This is a genomic window from Brevundimonas diminuta 3F5N (assembly GCF_900163625.1).
Classification (GTDB): domain Bacteria; phylum Pseudomonadota; class Alphaproteobacteria; order Caulobacterales; family Caulobacteraceae; genus Brevundimonas; species Brevundimonas diminuta_A.
Genome location: NZ_FUIE01000069.1, coordinates 1 through 18045, shown reverse-complemented (window position 1 = coordinate 18045; position 18045 = coordinate 1). Strand labels below are relative to the sequence as shown.

Sequence of the window (18045 nt, the reverse complement as noted above, 5' to 3'; positions counted from 1 at the left end):
GCCTTGCCCCGCCGTCATCCTCTCTCTCGTGCCGTCATCCTCGGGCTTGACCCGAGGATCCAGCCTCTCGACGCTCAAACATGGATACGCGATGTCCCTGCGCGGCGGTCGTGATGAATGACGTCGCGTTTGCTGGATCTTCGGGTCAAGCCCGAGGATGACGGCACGAGAGAGAGGATGACGGCGGGGCAAGGCCTGGGCCTGCGCTCAAGCAGCGAGCCGCCGCGCGGCGAGCGATAGCGCCTCTTAAAAAGCGCCCTACAAGAAGCTGTACGGATCCACGTCGACCGTCAGCCGCACCGAGGCCGGAACCTTCACCCGCGCCAGCCAGGCGCGCAGGAAGGCCTGCAGGTTCACATCTCGATCGGCCCGCACCAGCAGCCGCTTGCGCCGCCGCCCTCGCACCAGCGCCAGCGGCGCGTCCGCCGGGCCGTAGACCTCCAGCCGTTCGGCGTTGGGGATGGCTTCGGCCAGTTCGCGAGCGACCTTCTCGACCGCCATGGCGTTCTCGCTGGACAGGATCAGCGCCGCCAGACGCCCGTGCGGCGGCAGGGAGGCCGCCTCACGCTCAGCCATCTCGGCCTCGACGAAGGCGTCGCGGTCGCCCGCCGCCAGCGCCTGCAACACCGGATGCTCGGGCGTCCAGGTCTGCAGCAGGGCGCGGCCCGGCCGATCCGCCCGCCCCGCCCGGCCCGTGGCCTGAGCCAGCAGCTGATAAGTCCGCTCCGCCGCGCGCAAGTCGCCGCCGCGAAGCCCCAGGTCCGCGTCCACCACTCCGACCAGGGTCAGGCGCGGGAAGTTGTGGCCTTTCGCCGCAGCCTGGGTCGCGACCAGAATGTCGATCTCGCCGTCGGCCATGGATTGAATCAGGGCGCGGGCCGACTTGCCGTCCGGCACGGTGTCCGAACTGAAGACGGCCGTGCGCGCCTGAGGGAAAAGTTGGCGCACCTCCTCCTCGACCCGCTCGACGCCCGGCCCGACCGGCACCAGGGAATCCTCGGCCCCGCACGAGGGACAGGCCTTGGGCTTGGGCATGGAGAAGCCGGTCAGATGGCAGACCAGCCGCCCGGTGTAGCGATGCTCGACCAGCCAGGAATCCGTGTCCGGCGCCGTCAGCCGATGCCCGCACGACCGGCACAGCACCACCGGCGCATAGCCGCGCCGGTTGAGGAACAGCAGGCTCTGCTCGCCCCGCGCCAAGGTCTCGCCGATGGCTTCGCGCAACGGTTGGGACAGCCAGGTCTGCGGATCGGGCGGGCATTCGCGCAGATCGATCAGGCCGATCTCGGGCAGGACCGCCGCCCCGTGCCGCGCCGCCAGCTTCAGCCAGCGATAGCGGCCTTGATGGGCGTTCCACAGCGTCTCCAGCGACGGGGTGGCCGAAGCCAGCACCACCGTCGCCCCCTCGATTCGCGCTCGCGCCACGGCCAGGTCGCGGCCGTGATAGACCAGCCCCTCTTCCTGCTTGAACGAGCCGTCGTGCTCCTCATCCACCACGATCAGGCGCAGGTTGGCGTAGGGCAGGAACAGGGCCGAGCGCGCGCCGACGACGATGTTGCAGCGCCCCGCGACCACCGCCTCCCACGCCTGTCGGCGGCGCGGGGGGGCGACGCCAGAATGCCATTCGGCCGGGGCGACGCCGAAACGGGCGGTGATGCGTTCGATCACCGCCTGGGTCAGGGCGATCTCGGGCAACAGGATCAGCACCTGCGCCGTCGGATCGGCCCGCAACGCCCGCGCCGCCGCCTCCAGATAGGCCTCCGTCTTGCCCGAGCCCGTCACCCCGTCCAGCAGGAAGGGCGCGAAGCCGCCCGCCGTCACAGCCTCGGCGATGGCGACCGCAGACGCCGCCTGATCCGGATTCAGGGTCGCGGGCGCATGGTCGGGATCGGGCGGATCGAAGGCGGCGACGGCCTCGACCTCGAACGCCTCCAGCACGCCTTCATCGACCAGCCCCTTGACCACGCCGGACGAGACGCCCGCCGCACGCGCCAGATCGGGGCCAGGCATGGATCGCTGGCCCAGGGCCTCCAGCACCGCCGTGCGCGCCGTCGTCGGGCGGGCGGGACTGCGCCCCTCGACGCGCCGCACCCGCCGCTCGGGCCGTGGCCGAGGCGCGCGCAGGCCCTTCAGCGCCGTCGCCGCCATCTCGCCGGGCGGGCTGAGGGTCCAGCGCGCCGCCCATTCGACGAAGTCCAGCGTCCGCTCCGGCAGGCGCGGATCGTCCAGCACCTGCTCGACCGCCTTCAGCTTGCGATTGGAGCCGGTCGTCTCGAACACCTCGGCCACCACGCCCCGGATCAGGCGCGGGCCCAGCGGCACGGCGACCTGATCGCCGCGCGCGACCGTCAGTTCCTCGGGAACCGCATAGTCGAACGCCTCAGGCACCGGCAGGGGGATGAGGACGGAGGCGACCTTCACCGCGCGCCCTCGCACGCCCGCAACGCCGACGTCCGATACCGACGTCGCGCCCTGCCATGATCGCCGCCTTCCGCCACGCCCGGCGAAGCGATTTCAGACGATTCAGACGAATTGGACTCTGTTTTTTCGATCACGGAGTCTGAAACTTCCCTGGCCGCGAAAGACGGTCGCTTCCGTCACAACTCGGCGCTAAAACTGGTCTCATGAAACTCTTTCTCGACACCGCCGACGTCGCCGTCATCAAAGACCTGCTGCCCACCGGGATGGTGGACGGCGTCACCACCAATCCTAGCCTGATCGCCAAGTCGGGTCGCAACATCGCCGAGGTCATCGCCGAAATCTGCGCCCTGGTCGAGGGGCCGATCTCGGCTGAGGCCGTGGCGACCGATTTCGAGACCATGGTCAAGGAAGGCGACAAGCTGGCCTCCATCGCCCCCAACGTCGTGGTCAAACTGCCGCTGACCTGGGACGGCCTGCGCGCCACCCGCGCCTTCGCCGACAAGGGGATTAAGACCAACGTCACCCTGTGTTTCTCGGCGGCGCAGGCCATGCTGGCGGCCAAGGCGGGCGCGACCTTCATCTCGCCTTTCGTGGGTCGTCTGGACGATGTCGGCGCCGATGGCGTGGGCCTGCTGGAAGACATCCGCACCCTGTACGACATCCACGACTTCAGCACGGAAATCCTGGCCGCCTCGGTGCGCAACCCGGACCATGTGACCGCCGCTGCGCTGGCCGGCGCCGACGCCTCGACCATTCCTGCCGACGTTTTCAAGGCCTTGGTCAAGCACCCGTTAACCGACAAGGGTTTGGATGCGTTCCTGGCGGACTGGGGCAAGACCGGTCAGTCCATTCTGTAGTTTCTGACCCGATGAGAGGTCCCGCTTGAGCACTTCCCTGGACCTCTCCACCGACTCGACAGCGGCGTCAGGCCTGCATTGGCCTGAGGTGCGCGCCTGGCTGGGCGATCACGCCGAACATCTGCAGGACGACCGCGCCCTGCTGGAAGAGCTGGGCCTGACCGCCACCGGCCGCAACGTCGTCGACTTCGGCCGCGCCGCCCTGGCGCGGCTGGAGGCCGTCGCCCAGCGCGAGGCCGGGGCGCGCAAGCTGATCGAAGAGATCGCCCGCGCCAACTTCGCCGCCCAGACCCAGACCCACGTCGCCGCCCTGGACCTGATGGAGGCCCAGACCCACGCCGAGCTGTCGCGCCAGTTGGACGCCGTCGCCCAGGCCCGCTTCGGCCTGGCCGGCGCCGCCGTCGCCATCGAGAAACCCGGCGCCGCGCCTTTCGGCTGGAAGGCGCTGGAGCCGGGCCGTGTCGACGCCCTGCTGGGCGAGGACGGCCTGCACTGGCTCGGCCCCAACTTCACCGGCCTCAGCCTGTTCGGCCCTTCTGAGGGCGACGTCGCCTCGGTCGCCCTGGTGCGGATGACGCTGCGCCTGCCGGGCGCCGCCTCGCCCCGCGCCGCCCTGTGCGCCTTCGGTTCGGGCGAGGACGACGGCTTCACCCCCGCCATGGGCTGCGAACTGGTGGCCTTCGTCGCCCGCGTGGTCGAACGCATGGCCGAGCGATGGCCGCTGGAAGCCTGACCTCACAGGACGCTCTGGCCGCCTGGCTGGAGCATCTGGCCCATGAGCGCCGCCTGTCGCCGCGCACGCTGGAGGCCTATGGCCATATCGGACGGCTGTATCTGGCCTTTCTGGAGCGCCATCGCGGCGGACCGCAGAGCGCGGCCGACCTGGGGTCCGTCACGGCGGCCGAGGCGCGCGCCCATCTGGCCGAACGCCGCAGCGGCGATCGCCCGCTGAACGCCCGCTCGCTCAGCCAGACCCTGGCCGCCATCCGAGGCCTTCACGCCTTTCTCGACCGGCGCCTGGGCGTGGCGACGCCGCAGCTGGCCCTGGTGCGCGGGCCCAAGGTCAAGGCTTCACTGCCCCGGCCGGTCAGCGAGGATCAGGCGAAGGGGCTGCTGCACGAACCCGAGGCCGATCCCGACATGGAGCCGTGGGAGGCCGCCCGCGACCGCGCCGTCCTGACCCTGCTCTACGGTTGCGGCCTGCGGATTTCCGAGGCCCTGTCGCTGAAGCGATCCGACGCCCCCCTGCCCGAATCCTTGCGCATCACCGGCAAGGGCGACAAGACGCGCATGGTCCCCGTCCTGCCCCAGGTGCGCGAGGCGACAGACGCCTACCTCTCGCTCCAGCCCTTCGTCATCGACGCCGATCAGGCCCTGTTCCGCGCGCGGCGCGGCGGGCCGCTCAGCCCGCGCCATGTGCAGGCGACGGTGCAGCGGCTGCGCGGGCGCCTCGGCCTGCCGGCCTCGGCCACGCCCCACGCCCTTCGCCACAGCTTCGCCACCCACCTGCTGGGCGCCGGCGCCGACCTGCGCTCGATCCAGGAACTTCTGGGCCACGCCAGCCTGTCGACGACGCAGAAATACACCCAGGTCGACGCCGCCCGCCTGCTAGCCGCCTACGCCCAGGCCCACCCGCGCGGCTGACCCTCAGCAAGCGGACTTTTCAGCGGACCGAAAAGGCGCCAGAATTCCGGCCTGGGGATCGCGGAACGGGAGTTCACGCGCGTGCACAGGCCGATTCTCGCCCCCAGGACTGATCGCCTCATCCCCAGCCGTCGCATGGCTCTGGCCCTGCTGGTCCAGACAGGGCTTCTGCTGACCGCGCCGGCCTGGTCGCAGGAGGCGGCGGGCCAGACGCCTTCCGTTGCCCCGGACGCCGAGGCGCGCCTGCTTGCGAACCTGCTGACCCGCATAGGGGTCGAGGTCGACCTGGACGGACACAAGGCGTTGTTCGTCATCGACACGGGCGCGGAGCGTAGCGCCGTCTCCGACCGACTGGCGCAGGCGCTGGACCTTCCTCCCGGCCCGCCCGTCCTGGTGCATGGCATCACCACCGCCCAGATGACGCCGACCGTGCGCCTGCCGCATCTCGCCTTTTCCGAGCGACGGTTCGCCGACCTGGTGCTGCCCGTCTTTCCCTATGGGCTGCTGGGCGCCGACGGCCTGGTAGGGCTGGACGTGCTGTCGCGCTTCCGGCTGACCCTGGACCTGCGACGACGCCGGGTCATGATGGCCGCCTCCGGCGCGGACGTCGTGCGGCGCGGCCTGTCCTTCGGCGGACGCGCCAGCCGCGTGGGCCTGGACATCACCGATGTCCGCTCCGGGCGCTTCAGCCAGCTGATCCTGACCCAGGTGACCGCCGACGACATCCCGGCCGCCGCCTTCATCGACAGCGGCGCCCAATACTCCATCGGCAATCGCGCCCTGATGCGGGCGCTGGATTCGCGGCTGGGCCGGGTCGAGCGCCCCTTGCTGCGCGTTTACGGCGTGATCGGCCAGTCTTTGCTGGTGCGCTCCGGCGCCGTGACCAATCTGCGGCTGGCGCGGCGCGATCTGGGAGCGACCCCCCTGTTGTTCGGCGACCTGCACGCCTTTCGCATCCTGAACCTGATCGACCGTCCCGCCCTCTTGCTGGGCGCGGACGTTCTGACCCGGTTCAGCCAGGTGACGCTGGACTATGGCCGCGGCCGCATCGCTCTCGGCGGCCTGGTCCGCCGCCCGCCGCCGCAGGCCGCGCCTCGACCCTAGGCCGTCAGATCGCCTTGACCGCTCCGCCGTCGATGCGGATCAGGGAGCCGGTGACATAGCCCGCCAGCGGGCTGGCCAGGAAGGCGGCGACCGCGCCGAACTCCTCGGTCGCGCCGATGCGTCCGGCGGGGATGGACTTGACGGACTCGGCGCGCGCGTCCTGCGGCGTCGCGCCCGTGGCGGCGGCGCGGGCGGCGTCCAGACGCTCGATGCGCGGCGTATCGATCCGGCCCGGCAGCAGGGTGTTGACCGTCACCCCATTGGCCGCGACCTCGCCCGCCAGGGTCTTGGCCCAGGCCGCCACCGAGGCGCGCAGGGTGTTAGACACGCCCAACGTCCCGATCGGCTCGATCACGCTGGTCGAGGCGACGTTCAGGACACGGCCCCAGCCCATGGCCCGCATCCCCGGCATGACCCGGTCGGTCAGGCGGAAGACTGACAGCACCATGGCCTCGAACTGCTCACGCCAGACCGTCGGATCGAGACCCGCCACGCCCGACGGCGCCGGTCCGCCGGTGTTGTTCAGCAGGATCTGGATCGGCCCGCCCAGCTCCGTCTCGGCGACGTCGACCGCCTTCAGCAAGGCGTCGTGGTCGGCCAGATCGGCCGGGGCGATGACCGCCTTGCCCGGCCCCATGGCGTTCAGTTCGTCGGCCACGGCCTGCAGCTTGGCCGCATCGCGCGACAGCAGGGCCACATGCGCGCCCTCGGCCACAAGCGCCGTCGCCACCGCCCGCCCCAGGCCGCTGGAGCCGCCGCAGATCAGGGCGCGCTTGCCGGTGAGTTGAAGGTCCATGGGGCGATCCGGTCCTGAAAGAGAAACTCGGCAAGAGACATGGTTGCGGCCAGACGCGATTGCGAGGGTTTCCGATCACTTCGCCTCGCCCAAGGGTCATTTTCTGCTTCCGGCGACGCATGGGTCTGAAGCCTCCAGGCAAGATCAGCTACAGATGGACACGAGAAGCTGATAGCTTGGCTTTATGCGGACGCCTTCGCCCCTAGCCATCGCAACCTTCGGCATCGCGCTTGGTCTGTCAGGCTGCGCCAAGAGCGAGCCGGCCTACGAGACCCGCGTTCAGACACCGCTCGGCGACGTGAAAACCGAGTGTCCAGTTCCCCTTGCCTACTCAAGACACCATGGCCTGATCGCATTTGGCTGCGACGACGGGCGTCTGCTGATCTCGCGCTTCAACTCACCCGACCGCCTGGTCTCGGACGCCTTCATATTGAACGCCGCCGCGATAGAGGACACCGAGCGCAGTCTCAGCGTGCACGGATTCCGCTCCGCCGGGCCGGACGGCCTTCCCGCCTCCCTGATGTCGATCGACCTTCTTGCGAACAAGCTGTCCGTCGAGGATATCGACGGTGCGCAGGATGTCGATGCGATCGAGATCAACTCCACCGGCGACTGCCTGCTGGCGGCGCGCTCAGACCGAGAGCGCCATAGCGACTACATGATCACCGCCCATGATCTGAGAGGGCGACGTGTTGGCGATGCGGTCAATCGCACCCCAGACCTTGCAATCGATGTCACAGGGAATGAAGCCAGCAGCATCGGCCACCTCATATTTGGCTTCTCGCGGTGCCTGATAGGTCCGGGCGGACAACCCATCGTGCTTTTGACGCGGATTCAGCCTGTTGCGGGCGGCGCCATATACTCCCTGGAGCTTCACGCAGCCGATGCCAGGCCCGTCCCCATCCATCAGTCGAAAGCGCATCTGACCATTTCGTCTCGCCATGCCGGCTATCGACTGGCGTTGATCGATGGAGAGACAGGACGGCTCGGCCTGGTGGATCTGTCTGGGTCCACGCCTCGACTGACATGGGTCAGGTTTGATGGCCGCTGGCTCCACTACGACCCGGTCGATGGGACGGGAGTGGTCTTCCGAGGGACCGACGCCCAAGGCGCCGATGGACGGGGTCCATTGGTTTTTGTGCGCTGTGATCCGACCATGGTCGAACCCTTCTGCCGCGACGATCAGGTGGTGTCTCAGTCAGCAATCGAAGCCTATTCAACAGGCGCCGGCGGGCCGGGAGCAGGCGTGTCCCTAAGCTATACGGACGTGTCCGTTTCCCCTCAATCGACTCATTATGCGCCTCGATTGCGCTGGCTATTCTGAACAGCGACAGCCCCAGACGAAAACGGCGCGCCCCGTGCGGAGCGCGCCGTTCAGATCGCGATCTGAAAGCCGGTGAGGCTTAGGCCTGCATGGTCCAGCCTTCGACGCCCATGGCCGCCTGACGGACGGCTTCGGCGCGGGTCGGGTGTGGGTGGCAGGTGCGGGCGATGTCTTCGGACGAGCCGCCGAAGGCCATGGTCATGGTCGCTTCGCTGATCAGTTCGCCAGCCTGCGGGCCATAGATGTGGACGCCCAGCAGCTTGTCGGTCGTCGCGTCGGCCAGCACCTTCACGAAGCCGTCGGTCTCGTGGTTGATCTTGGCGCGGCTGTTGGCGGCGAAGGGGAACTTGCCCTTCTTGTAGTTGACGCCCGCAGCCTTCAGCTGCTCCTCGGTCTTGCCGACCCAGGCCACTTCCGGCGTGGTGTAAATGACCGACGGGACCAGGTCGTAGTCGACGTGGCCCGGCTTGCCAGCGATCAGTTCGACGGCGGCGACGGCGTCTTCCTCGGCCTTGTGGGCCAGCATCGGGCCGTGGGTCACGTCGCCGATGACCCAGACGCCCGGCGCCGAGGTCTTGAAGTGGTCGTGGCCGACGAAGCCGCGCTGGTCCGGCGTGACGCCGACCGTCTCCAGGCCCAGGCCCTCGGTGTAGGGACGACGGCCGATGGCGACCAGGACGACGTCGCCCTTGATCGTTTCAGCGGCGCCGCCAGCGGCGGGTTCGACCGTCAGCTCGACGCCGTCCTTGACCGACTTGGCGCCCGTGACCTTGGTCCCCATACGGAAAGTCATGCCCTGCTTGGCCAGGCCGCGCTGGAAGGCGGTGGCGACCTCGGCGTCCATGCCGGCGCCGACCTTGTCCAGGTATTCGACGACGGTGACTTCGGCGCCCAGACGGCGCCAGACCGAGCCCAGCTCCAGGCCGATCACGCCCGCACCGATGACGATCATGTGCTTGGGCACCTTGGGCAGGAACAGGGCGCCGGTCGAGTCGATGACCTTGCCCTCTTCGAAGGCGACGCCCGGCAGCGGGGTCGGCTCGGAGCCGGTGGCGATGATGATGTTCTTGGCGTCATAGGTGGTCTTCGAGCCGTCGGCGACCTCGACCTCGACCTTACCCTGACCAGCAATGCGGCCGCGGCCCTTCAGCCAGTCGACCTTGTTCTTCTTGAACAGGAATTCGATGCCCTTGGTCAGGGCCTCGACGCTGTCGTCCTTGGCCTTGTGCATCTGGGGGAGGTTGAGCTTGGGCTTCACCTCGATGCCGATCCCGGCGAAGTCCTTGCCCGCGGCCTCATACAGTTCCGAAGCGTGCAGCAGGGCCTTGGAGGGCATGCAGCCGACGTTCAGGCAGGTGCCGCCCAGGGTCGAGCGCATCTCGACGCAGGCGACCTTGAGGCCCAGTTGGCCGGCGCGAATGGCGGCGTTGTAGCCGCCCGGCCCGCCCCCGATGATCACCACGTCGTAGGTCTGGGAAGCGTCGGCCATGGAAGTCCTCTGATCGGTCTGGCGCAGGGTTCGGGAAACGGCGCGGACACTAGCGCCGACCCCGGCGGGGTCAACCGCCAGGCTCCATATAGGCCCGGATTGCGCCGGGGGCCATGCCGACCAAAGGCAAAGCGGCCCAAAGCCGCAATGCAAAGGGCCGGGCGTCGCCGCCCGGCCCTCCGTTGCCGCCGCGCAAGGCTGATCAGTATTTGAAGCGCACGCCCATGAAGACGTTGTAGCCGAACTTCTCGTACTCATAGGTCCGCTCGCGCGAACCGTAATAGCGGACGCCCGCCGAGTCGGTCAGGTTCTTCGCCTCGCCGAACACCTCGACCCCGTTGCCGAAGTCGTAGGAGGCGGTGAAGTCCAGCTGCTCGCGGCCCTCGACGAACAGGTCGAAGTCGGGATCGTCGGCGTTGATCTCTTCCAAATAGTCGCTGCGCTTGGTGTAGCTGAGGCGGGCGCTGAAGCCGGCCATCTCGTAGAACAGGGCCAGGTTGTAGTTATTCTCCGACTGACCCGGCAGGGCGAACTTGTTGCGGCCGCCATAGGCCTGGGCCGTTTCGATCTCGGCGTCGGTCCAGGTGTAGTTGGCGAAGACGCCGAAGCCCGAGGCCCAGCCCGGCAGGAAGCTGAACTTCTGCTGCCAGTTCAGCTCCAGACCCATCAGGTGGCCGTTGGGGGCGTTGATCGGGGTCTCGAACTCTGCGTCGAACTCGGTCCCGTCGATCGTCACCTTGTCCTCGTACTTGAGGATGTAGCGATAGTCGGTCAGGTCCTTGTAGAAGGCGTTGGCCGAGATCACGCCCAGCGAAGCGAAGTAGTATTCCAGCCCGAAGTCGATGTTGTTCGACAGCGTCGGCTGCAGGTCCGGATTGCCGATCTCATACGAGACGTCCGTGCCGTCGGTCTCTTCGATACGGCGCGGGACGATCTGGTTGAACTCGGGGCGCGAGATCGAGCGCGTCAGGGCGAAACGGCCGATCAGATTGTCCGAGAAGCTGTGGCGGACCGTCAGGTTGGGGAAGAACTCGGTGTCGTCGCGATCGACCCGCGCCATGTCGTAAGGCTTGGTGCCGTCGTTATCGATCAGGCTGGCGGCCTCGCCCTCGAACTGGGTGTTCTCGACGCGCAGGCCGAAGATGATGTTGGTCGCGCCGATGTCGAGGCGACCCTGGGCGTAGGCCGACAGGATGTCTTCCTTGGCGGTGTAATCCGCCGCGATGGAGTCCGCCGGACGGATCGGCGATAGCGGGCGCATCTGGCCGAAATAGTCGTCCACCAGGCCGTTGTTGAACTTCTTGCCCAGCAGATAGTCGTAGTTGCGCGAGTCCGAGCCCGTCAGCAGATCGGCATAGGACTGCGACGGGGCGTGAGCGGCGTCTCGGCTGCGGAAACGGTCCTCGTCGGCCGAGACGTCGCGGGTGCGGTACTTGCCGCCGAACTTCCAGGTGACTTCCCGGCCGCCGATGACCGAGGGCAGCTCGAAATTGGTCTGGAAGGTCAGCTCTTCCTGCTCGGTCGTGCTGGAGCGGAAGGCGTTCTCGCGGAAGCGGTACTGCCCCGCGTCCATGTGCTCGCCGGTCGTGAAGATCGAATAGGTCGGCTGGTAGTGATCGCCGGTGAAGTCATAGGTGACCGACGGCTTGGCCCGCGACCGGAACAGCAGCTCGTTGCGGTTCGGATAGGTCTGCTCGCTGCTGGCCCAGGAGATGTTCGCGTCCCACACGGCGCCGTTGCCGAAGATGCGCTCGGCCCCGGTCGTCAGGGTCAGGATCTCATTCTTCTGGGTGCGGTGACGCAGCTGACGCTCGACCGTCACCTCGTCGAAGGTCGCCTTGCGGTCGGTCGCGCCGGCCTGAAGGTTGCCCTCGTCATAGGTCAGCAGCAGCTGGTTGCGGTACTCGTCGTCCTCGAACTGGGCGAACGAGCCGCGAACCCAGGCGCGATAGGCGTCCGACGGGCGGAACTCCAGCGAGCCGTTGATCGACTGGCGCGTGCGCTCGGTGTCGTAGTCCTTAAACAGGCTTTCCTCGAGGGCGAAAATCTCGCCGCCTTCGGGGGTCTCCATCTTGGTCCAGCCGGACTCGACGTTGTCGGGGCGGCGGTTGGTCTTGGAGTACGAGTAGGACAGCAGGCCGCCGAAGGTCTGGTCCGCGCCGAAGACGTTCGACGCCGTGGCGCCCGCGCGGATGTCCTCGCCGCCGTAGTCGTTGTAGCTGCCGCCGGCATAGCCGCTGACGGCCAGACGGCGCTGGTCGAAGGGCGAGCGGGTCTTGATGTTGACGGCGCCAGCGATGGAGTCGGCGTCCTGGCTCGGCAGCAGGGTCTTGGAGACCTCGATGTTGGAGACGATGTCGCTGGGCAGGGTGTCCAGATCGACCGCGCGCGTGCCCGGATCGACGGCCGGGACGGTCACGCCGTCCACCGAAACGGCGGTGAAGGCCGACGGCGCGCCGCGAATGTTGATGTAACGGCCCTCGCCCTGGTCGCGCTGGATGGCGATGCCCGGCACGCGCTGCAGCGATTCCGCCACGTTCGGGTCGGGGTAGCGGCCGATGGCGTCGGCCGACAGGACGTTGATGGTGCCGTCGGCGTTCTTCTGCTGGTTCAGCGAGCGGGCCACGCCCTCGGTGATGACGCCGTTGACGATGACGTCGGCCACGGCGACCGCATCGCCCGAGCCCATCATGACCGTGACCGAGGTCAGGCGGCCCGGCGCGGCGGCGACCGTCTGGGTCGCGGTCGGCAGGCCGATGTAGCGGGCCTCCAGCGTCACCTGGCCCGAGACGCCGCCCAGGTTGAACTCGCCCTGGCTGTTGCTGACGGCGCGGCGGCCGCTGACGCGGTCGATGATCTCGGCGCCCGGCAGAGGCGAGCCGTCGGCGTTGACGACGCGGCCGATCAGGCCGTCGCCCGCAGGGGCGGCCGCGACGGCCGGAGCGGCGTCAACCGCGACATCGGCGGCCCTGACATCAGCAGCCTGGGCGGCGACAGCGAAAGCCAGCGGCAAGGTCGCCGCGCTGAGAAGAAGTCCGAGCTTCATGATCCATATCCCCGAGGCCCGGCGCCGCATCTGGCGGCCCGGTTCTGGCGGGATGGCTAATGCGCCGCGACGACGCGGCCGCGACGGTTTCACGAAAAGGAATCTGCGAGCGGAACACGAGACGACGACAGTTCGTCCCGACCCGGATCATCCGTCTCCGAACCATCGCCGAACCGTCGTCGCAGCGCCGTTGACCGCCCTGTCGCGCGCGTGTTTCGGGCGGACATTCCTTATTCAGACGGAAAGCCCTGCTCATGTTCGCCTCCCTGCCCTTGCGCTCGCTCGCCGGTCTTGCGGCCCCCGCCCTGCTGCTGGCCGCCTGCGCGGGGCATGAGGCGGACTATCAGGGCGAGGGCGGCGGTTTCGTCGGCCAAGGCGCCCCCGTGCGCGCCATGCTGGAGACGCCCTCGGTCGGCACGGTCGGCGACGACGCGGCCGATGACCCCGCCGTCTGGGCCTCGGCGACGCCCGTGACCATCGGCGGCGTTCAGACCCCCGGCTTCATCGTCGGCACCGACAAGAAGGCGGGCCTCTACGTCTACGGCTTCGACGGGGCGATCCTGCAGTTCATGCCAGAGGGGCTGCTGAACAACGTCGACGTGGTCGAAGGCCTGAGCCTCAACGGCCGTCCGCAACTGCTGATCGGGGCCAGCGATCGCACGCCGGGCCGCACCGGCGTCGCCCTCTACCTGTTCGACCCGGCCGGGGCCGGCGACAACAAGGTGCGCTACTGGGGCTCCGTCGCCACCGACGTCATCGAGCCCTACGGCTTCTGCTTCGCCCGGCGCGGCGAAGAGGTTCACGCCGTCCTGGTCGGCCATGAGGGCGAGTTGCGCCAGTTCGTCGTCGCCGCCGGACCCGACGGCCGCCCGGCCGCGCAACTGGTTCGCCGCGCCGAGATCGGCTCCATCTCCGAAGGCTGCGCCGCCGATCCGGCGACCGACGCCCTTTACATCGCCGAGGAGAACGTCGGCCTGTGGCGCTATGGCCTCGATCCGGCCTCGGGCGGAACGCGCACCCTGGTCCAGCCGGTCGCGCCGGGGGTGCTGGTCGCCGACGCCGAGGGGCTGACCACGCTGACCGACGGCGATGCGCGTTATCTGATCGCCTCCAGCCAGGGCGACTCGACCTTCCCCGTCTGGCGCATCGACGGCGCCGAGCCGCAGTACAAGGGCCGCTTCGTGGTCGTGGACGGGACGGTCGACGGGGTGACGGGCACCGACGGCCTGGCCGCCCTGGGCGGTCCGGTCGGCCCCTTCCCCGAGGGCCTGGTGGTGATCCAGGACGACGTCAACGACACCGGAACCCAGAACTTCAAATACGTCGACTGGCGCGACATCCGCGCGGCGCTGGGGCTGTAGAGCCGCGGTTGCAGAACGCGAAAAGGCCCGGCGAGCGCGTCGGGCCTTTTTCATGTCGGCGATGTGCAGGACGCAAAAGGAAACGGGGCCCGACCTTGCGGCCGGACCCCGTTTTCCCTTTCGACTGGAGCGGGCGAGGCGATTCGAACGCCCGACCCTCACCTTGGCAAGGTGATGCTCTACCCCTGAGCTACGCCCGCACTCCGTTGGGAGCGATGTGCTGCTCCCCGTCGAGGAAGGGGCGTATAGCGGACCGACTTCGGATCGCGCAAGCCCCTTTTTCGATTTTCGTCCAATCCGCCGATTTTTTTCGAATAGCCCTGAAACTTCACACGAAAACGGCCCCCGAAACGCCCGCAAGGGACGCTCCGAAGGCCGCTTCAAAGCGCCGTCGCCTGCCGCTACGCGCCAAGCCCGCTCAAGCAGCGAGCCGCCGCGCGGCGAGCGTTAGCGGCCCTGCCGCGCCTCGTATCAGCGAGGCGCCAGACGAATAGCCCCGTCCAGACGGATGCACTCACCGTTGATGTAGGTGTTCTCGGCCAGATGCAGGGCCAGGGCGGCGTAGTCGGCCGGCGTGCCCAGGCGCTTGGGGAAGGGGATCATGGCGGCCAGGGCGTCCTGCACCTTTTGGTCCATGCCCGCCATCATCGGCGTCCACATGATGCCCGGCAGAATGGTGTTGACCCGCACGCCCTCGTTCATCAGGTCGCGCGCGACCGGCAGGGTCATGGCGTAAACGCCGCCCTTGGACGCCGAATAGGCCGCCTGGCCGATCTGGCCGTCCTGGGCCGCCACCGAGGCGGTGTTGACGATCAGGCCGCGCTCGCCGTCGTCCATCGGCTCCAGCGTCACCATGCCCGCCGCCGACTGCGACAGGACGCGGAAGGTGCCGAACAGGTTGATGGAGACAGTGCGCTCGAACTGGGCCATGTCGTGGGCGCGGATCTCGCCGGTTTCACGCTTGCGGCTGACGGTCTTCTGGCCGGTGGCGATCCCGGCGCAGTTGACGGTCAGGCGCTCCTGGCCGTGGGCGGCGCGGGCCTTGGCGAAGCCGGCGGCGACGCTGTCGTCCGAAGTCACGTCCACCTTGCAGAAGACGCCGCCGATCTCCTGGGCGATGACCTCGCCGCGCTCTTCGTTCAGGTCGAACAGGGCGACCTTGACGCCCTTGGCGGCCAAGGCGCGCGCCGTGCCTTCGCCGAGGCCCGAAGCCCCGCCCGTCACCACTGCTGCGATCGAAGCGTCGAGTTTCATGAAAGTCGTCCTATATTCGATTGAACCGAGTGCTCGTGCGAGGATTTAGCGGCCATGACCGCAAAGACCAACGGGGTGTCGCCCGATGACGCCATCAATCCTGAAAAGGCTCTGGCTCCCGCCGTGCAGAAGGTGAACGAGATGCGCGTGCGTCAGGGCTTCTGGCCCAAGATGCGACGCACCGCCGCCCGCATCCCCTTCGCCGGACAGGCCCTGGCTGCGTGGTATGCGACCCAGGACCCCAAGACCCCGCTGGCGGCCAAGGGGATCATCCTGGGCGCCCTGGCCTATTTCGTCATGCCGGTGGACGCCATTCCCGACATCTTCGCCGGCATCGGCTTCACCGACGACGCGGCGGTGATCGCAGCGGTGCTGGCGACCCTGGGCGCCCACCTCAAGCCCCGCCACCACGATCAGGCGGCGCAGGCGTTGAAGCGGCTGCGGGAGGACGAGGAATAAACCCTTCTCCCCTTGTGGGAGAAGGTGGCAGCCCTCGGGCTTGACCCGGGGGCTGACGGATGAGGGGTGGCGACGGCGCACCTGAAGTCCGGCCGCCATCCGCCTGCATCAATCATCAAAACGCCGCGCCCACACCCCTCATCCGAGCGCCTTCGGCGCCCATCTTCTCCCACAAGGGGAGAAGGAAACGGCGATCAATCCTCGACCTTCACCACGATCTTGCCGATGGCCGCGCGGTCGCTGAGCGCCCGAATGGCCTCATGGGCGCGTTCCAGCGGGAAGGTGCGGCTGACGCGCGGCTTGATCTTGCCTTCGCTGTAGAGCTGCATCAGCTCGGCCATGTTGGCGGCGTGGCCCTTGGGATCGCGGGCGACGGCGGCGCCCCAGAAAACGCCGACCACCGACACCGACTTCAGCAGCGTCAGGTTCAGCGGCAGGGACGGAATCCCCGCCGGGAAGCCCACCACCAGATAGCGGCCGTTCCAGTCCATGGCGCGAAGCGCCGGCTCGGCGTAGTCGCCGCCGACGCCGTCGAACACCACATCGGCGCCGTCGCGGCCGGTCGACAGCTTGAACTCGCCCGACAGCTCCTTCTGGGCCGCCTTGTCCATCGGGCCGGAGGGGTAGATCAGGCCGTTGTCTGCGCCCAGCTCCAGCGCGAACTCCACCTTGTCGTTGGTCGAGGCGGCGGCGACCACGCGCGCGCCCATCGCCTTGCCCAGCTCGACGGCGGCGGCGCCGACGCCGCCCGCTGCGCCCAGCACCAGCAGCGTCTCGCCCGGCTGCAACTGCGCCCGGTCCTTCAGGGCGTAGTAGCTGGTGCCGTAGGTCATGATGAAGGCCGCGGCGGTCTCATAGTCCATGCCGTCGGGGATGGGGATCAAGGTGTCGGCCTTGACCTTCAAACGCTCGACCATGCCGCCCCAGCCGGGCACGGCGACAACCCGATCGCCCCGGAACACGCCCTTAACGCCTTCGCCGACCGCATCGACGACGCCCGCGACCTCGGCCCCCGGCGCGAAGGGGCGCTCAGGCTTGAACTGGTATTTGTCGGCGATGATCAGGGCGTCGGGATAGTTGACGCCCACGGCCTTGACCTCGATCACCACCTCGCCCGGACCGGGCGTGGGGTCCATGATCTCCTCGACGACAAGCGTTTCCGGGCCGCCGGGGGCCTTGGACAGGACTGCACGCATAGGAACTCTTTTCAGCTATCCCCTATCGGCCATGGCGCCGACACGCCGGCGACGCTAATCAGCCTGCGGCCTGATGCAAAGAGGCCGAATGGGTTCTGAGGAGACGATCATGGCGAAACCCGCCCTCATCCTTCACGGCGGCGCCGGCGCCCGGCGCGAACGCAACTACGACGCCGAAGTCGTGCACATGCGCGAGGTGGTGGAGGCGATGAAGGCGCGGCTGGACGCCGGGGCCTCGGCCCTGGACGTGGCCGTCGAAGCGGTCGTCATGCTCGAGGACTCCGGCCTCTATGTCGCCGGGCGCGGCGCCTCGCCCAACCTGGCGGGCGACTATGAGCTGGACGCCAGCCTCATGGACGGCGTCACCGGCAAGGCCGGGGCCGTCGCCGCCCTGCAGGGCTTCCGCAATCCGGTCGTCGCCGCCCGCGCGGTGATGGACCGCACCCCCCACGTCATGCTGGCCGGAAACGGCGCCGCCCGCTTCGCCGCCGAACAGGGCCTGGACCGCGTTGAAGACCCTGAAGCCTGGTACACCCGCGCCGGTCAGGGCGAGGACAACCATCCGCCCAGCGGTCTCAGCCACGGCACCGTCGGCTGCTGCGTTCTGGACAACCAAGGCCGCCTGGCCGCCGCCACCTCGACCGCGGGCGTGTTCGGCAAGATGCCGGGCCGCGTCGGCGACACTCCCATCCCCGCCGCCGGCACCTGGGCCGATGAGCACGCCGCCGTCTCCTGCACCGGTCAGGGCGAGTATTTCATCCGCGTCGCCGCCGCCGCGCGCACCGCCATCGGCGTCGCCGCCAGCCAGACGCTGGCCGAGGCGTCTCAAGCGACCATCGATCGGATCGGCGCCCTGGGCGGGGACGGCGGCCTGATCGCTCTGGACCGTCACGGCAATATCGCCCAGCCCTATAACAGCCAGGGCATGAAACGCGCCTGGCTGGCGACCGACGGCAGCGTCGGCGTCGAAGTGTTCGGGCGGTGACATTCTAATTCCGCTCATCCCCGTGGAGGCGGGTACCCAGTGCTTTGGCTTCAAGCGCGGCGGCGTAGATTCTGGCGCTCGATCCGCGCTCGGCGTGCGTGGCTCTTAC

The 18045-nt window shown here is 68.5% G+C and carries 14 protein-coding genes and 1 tRNA gene; 8 read left to right on the top strand and 7 right to left on the bottom strand.

From position 1 onward, the window contains the following. Positions 1 to 258 precede the first annotated feature (258 nt). Positions 259 to 2421 (bottom strand): primosomal protein N', encoded by a 2163-nt coding sequence (locus tag FM111_RS13070; RefSeq protein ID WP_087141372.1) that lies wholly within the window; start codon positions 2419 to 2421, stop codon positions 259 to 261. 203 nt (positions 2422 to 2624) lie between these two features. Between FM111_RS13070 and fsa the strand changes: the two genes are divergently transcribed. From fsa to FM111_RS13050, 4 genes are all read left to right on the top strand, one after another. Further along, positions 2625 to 3278 (top strand): fructose-6-phosphate aldolase, encoded by a 654-nt coding sequence (gene fsa, locus FM111_RS13065; RefSeq protein WP_087141371.1) that lies wholly within the window; start codon positions 2625 to 2627, stop codon positions 3276 to 3278. Positions 3279 to 3303: 25 nt separating this feature from the next. Further along, positions 3304 to 4011 carry a DUF484 family protein gene (locus FM111_RS13060; RefSeq protein ID WP_087141370.1) on the top strand — a complete coding sequence of 236 codons (708 nt, stop codon included), beginning with the start codon at positions 3304 to 3306 and terminating at the stop codon, positions 4009 to 4011. Then, positions 3993 to 4922: a tyrosine recombinase XerC gene (locus FM111_RS13055; RefSeq protein ID WP_087141369.1), complete on the top strand. Its 930-nt coding sequence runs from the start codon at positions 3993 to 3995 to the stop codon at positions 4920 to 4922. The genes FM111_RS13060 and FM111_RS13055 overlap by 19 nt, the downstream gene beginning before the upstream one ends. An 81-nt stretch (positions 4923 to 5003) precedes the next feature. Further along, positions 5004 to 6026, top strand: a complete 1023-nt coding sequence (locus tag FM111_RS13050; protein WP_143276120.1) for an aspartyl protease family protein — start codon at positions 5004 to 5006, stop codon at positions 6024 to 6026. A gap of 4 nt (positions 6027 to 6030) precedes the next feature. Here FM111_RS13050 and FM111_RS13045 read toward each other — a convergent pair whose 3' ends face one another. Further along, positions 6031 to 6822, bottom strand: a complete 792-nt coding sequence (locus tag FM111_RS13045; protein ID WP_087141367.1) for an SDR family oxidoreductase — start codon at positions 6820 to 6822, stop codon at positions 6031 to 6033. A gap of 184 nt (positions 6823 to 7006) precedes the next feature. On the opposite strand from FM111_RS13045, the gene FM111_RS13040 reads away from it, so the two are divergent. Next, a complete protein-coding gene (locus FM111_RS13040; protein WP_087141366.1) occupies positions 7007 to 8146 on the top strand; it encodes a hypothetical protein in 1140 nt (379 codons plus the stop codon). A 79-nt stretch (positions 8147 to 8225) separates the two neighbouring features. Here FM111_RS13040 and lpdA read toward each other — a convergent pair whose 3' ends face one another. Then, positions 8226 to 9635 (bottom strand): dihydrolipoyl dehydrogenase, encoded by a 1410-nt coding sequence (lpdA, locus tag FM111_RS13035; RefSeq protein WP_087141365.1) that lies wholly within the window; start codon positions 9633 to 9635, stop codon positions 8226 to 8228. A gap of 202 nt (positions 9636 to 9837) precedes the next feature. Then, on the bottom strand, positions 9838 to 12681 hold the full coding sequence (locus FM111_RS13030) for a TonB-dependent receptor (protein WP_143276119.1): 2844 nt from the start codon (positions 12679 to 12681) through the stop codon (positions 9838 to 9840). A 254-nt stretch (positions 12682 to 12935) separates the two neighbouring features. On the opposite strand from FM111_RS13030, the gene FM111_RS13025 reads away from it, so the two are divergent. Beyond that, positions 12936 to 14042 (top strand): phytase, encoded by a 1107-nt coding sequence (locus FM111_RS13025; RefSeq protein ID WP_087141364.1) that lies wholly within the window; start codon positions 12936 to 12938, stop codon positions 14040 to 14042. Between the two features lie 125 nt (positions 14043 to 14167). Here the strand turns inward: FM111_RS13025 and FM111_RS13020 are convergent. Together FM111_RS13020 and FM111_RS13015 are read right to left on the bottom strand one after the other, a co-directional pair. Then, positions 14168 to 14242 (bottom strand) — tRNA-Gly (locus tag FM111_RS13020). 271 nt (positions 14243 to 14513) lie between these two features. Next, a complete protein-coding gene (locus FM111_RS13015; RefSeq protein ID WP_087141363.1) occupies positions 14514 to 15296 on the bottom strand; it encodes an SDR family oxidoreductase in 783 nt (260 codons plus the stop codon). A gap of 54 nt (positions 15297 to 15350) precedes the next feature. On the opposite strand from FM111_RS13015, the gene FM111_RS13010 reads away from it, so the two are divergent. After that, positions 15351 to 15755 (top strand): YkvA family protein, encoded by a 405-nt coding sequence (locus FM111_RS13010; protein WP_087141362.1) that lies wholly within the window; start codon positions 15351 to 15353, stop codon positions 15753 to 15755. 194 nt (positions 15756 to 15949) lie between these two features. On the opposite strand, the gene FM111_RS13005 is transcribed toward FM111_RS13010, so the two are convergent. Beyond that, complete coding sequence (locus FM111_RS13005) at positions 15950 to 16951, bottom strand: NADPH:quinone oxidoreductase family protein (RefSeq protein ID WP_087141361.1); 1002 nt, start codon at positions 16949 to 16951, stop codon at positions 15950 to 15952. Between the two features lie 109 nt (positions 16952 to 17060). Between FM111_RS13005 and FM111_RS13000 the strand changes: the two genes are divergently transcribed. Next, positions 17061 to 17936 (top strand): isoaspartyl peptidase/L-asparaginase family protein, encoded by an 876-nt coding sequence (locus FM111_RS13000; protein ID WP_087141373.1) that lies wholly within the window; start codon positions 17061 to 17063, stop codon positions 17934 to 17936. Positions 17937 to 18045: the final 109 nt, after the last annotated feature.

Coding starts and splice junctions, on each gene's coding strand:
- fsa (WP_087141371.1), top strand. CDS start 2,625: ATGAAACTCTTTCTCGACACCGCCGACGTCGCCGTCATCAAAGACCTG.
- FM111_RS13055 (WP_087141369.1), top strand. CDS start 3,993: ATGGCCGCTGGAAGCCTGACCTCACAGGACGCTCTGGCCGCCTGGCTG.
- FM111_RS13045 (WP_087141367.1), bottom strand. CDS start 6,822: ATGGACCTTCAACTCACCGGCAAGCGCGCCCTGATCTGCGGCGGCTCC.
- FM111_RS13040 (WP_087141366.1), top strand. CDS start 7,007: ATGCGGACGCCTTCGCCCCTAGCCATCGCAACCTTCGGCATCGCGCTT.
- lpdA (WP_087141365.1), bottom strand. CDS start 9,635: ATGGCCGACGCTTCCCAGACCTACGACGTGGTGATCATCGGGGGCGGG.
- FM111_RS13030 (WP_143276119.1), bottom strand. CDS start 12,681: ATGAAGCTCGGACTTCTTCTCAGCGCGGCGACCTTGCCGCTGGCTTTC.
- FM111_RS13025 (WP_087141364.1), top strand. CDS start 12,936: ATGTTCGCCTCCCTGCCCTTGCGCTCGCTCGCCGGTCTTGCGGCCCCC.
- FM111_RS13015 (WP_087141363.1), bottom strand. CDS start 15,296: ATGAAACTCGACGCTTCGATCGCAGCAGTGGTGACGGGCGGGGCTTCG.
- FM111_RS13010 (WP_087141362.1), top strand. CDS start 15,351: ATGACCGCAAAGACCAACGGGGTGTCGCCCGATGACGCCATCAATCCT.
- FM111_RS13005 (WP_087141361.1), bottom strand. CDS start 16,951: ATGCGTGCAGTCCTGTCCAAGGCCCCCGGCGGCCCGGAAACGCTTGTC.
- FM111_RS13000 (WP_087141373.1), top strand. CDS start 17,061: ATGGCGAAACCCGCCCTCATCCTTCACGGCGGCGCCGGCGCCCGGCGC.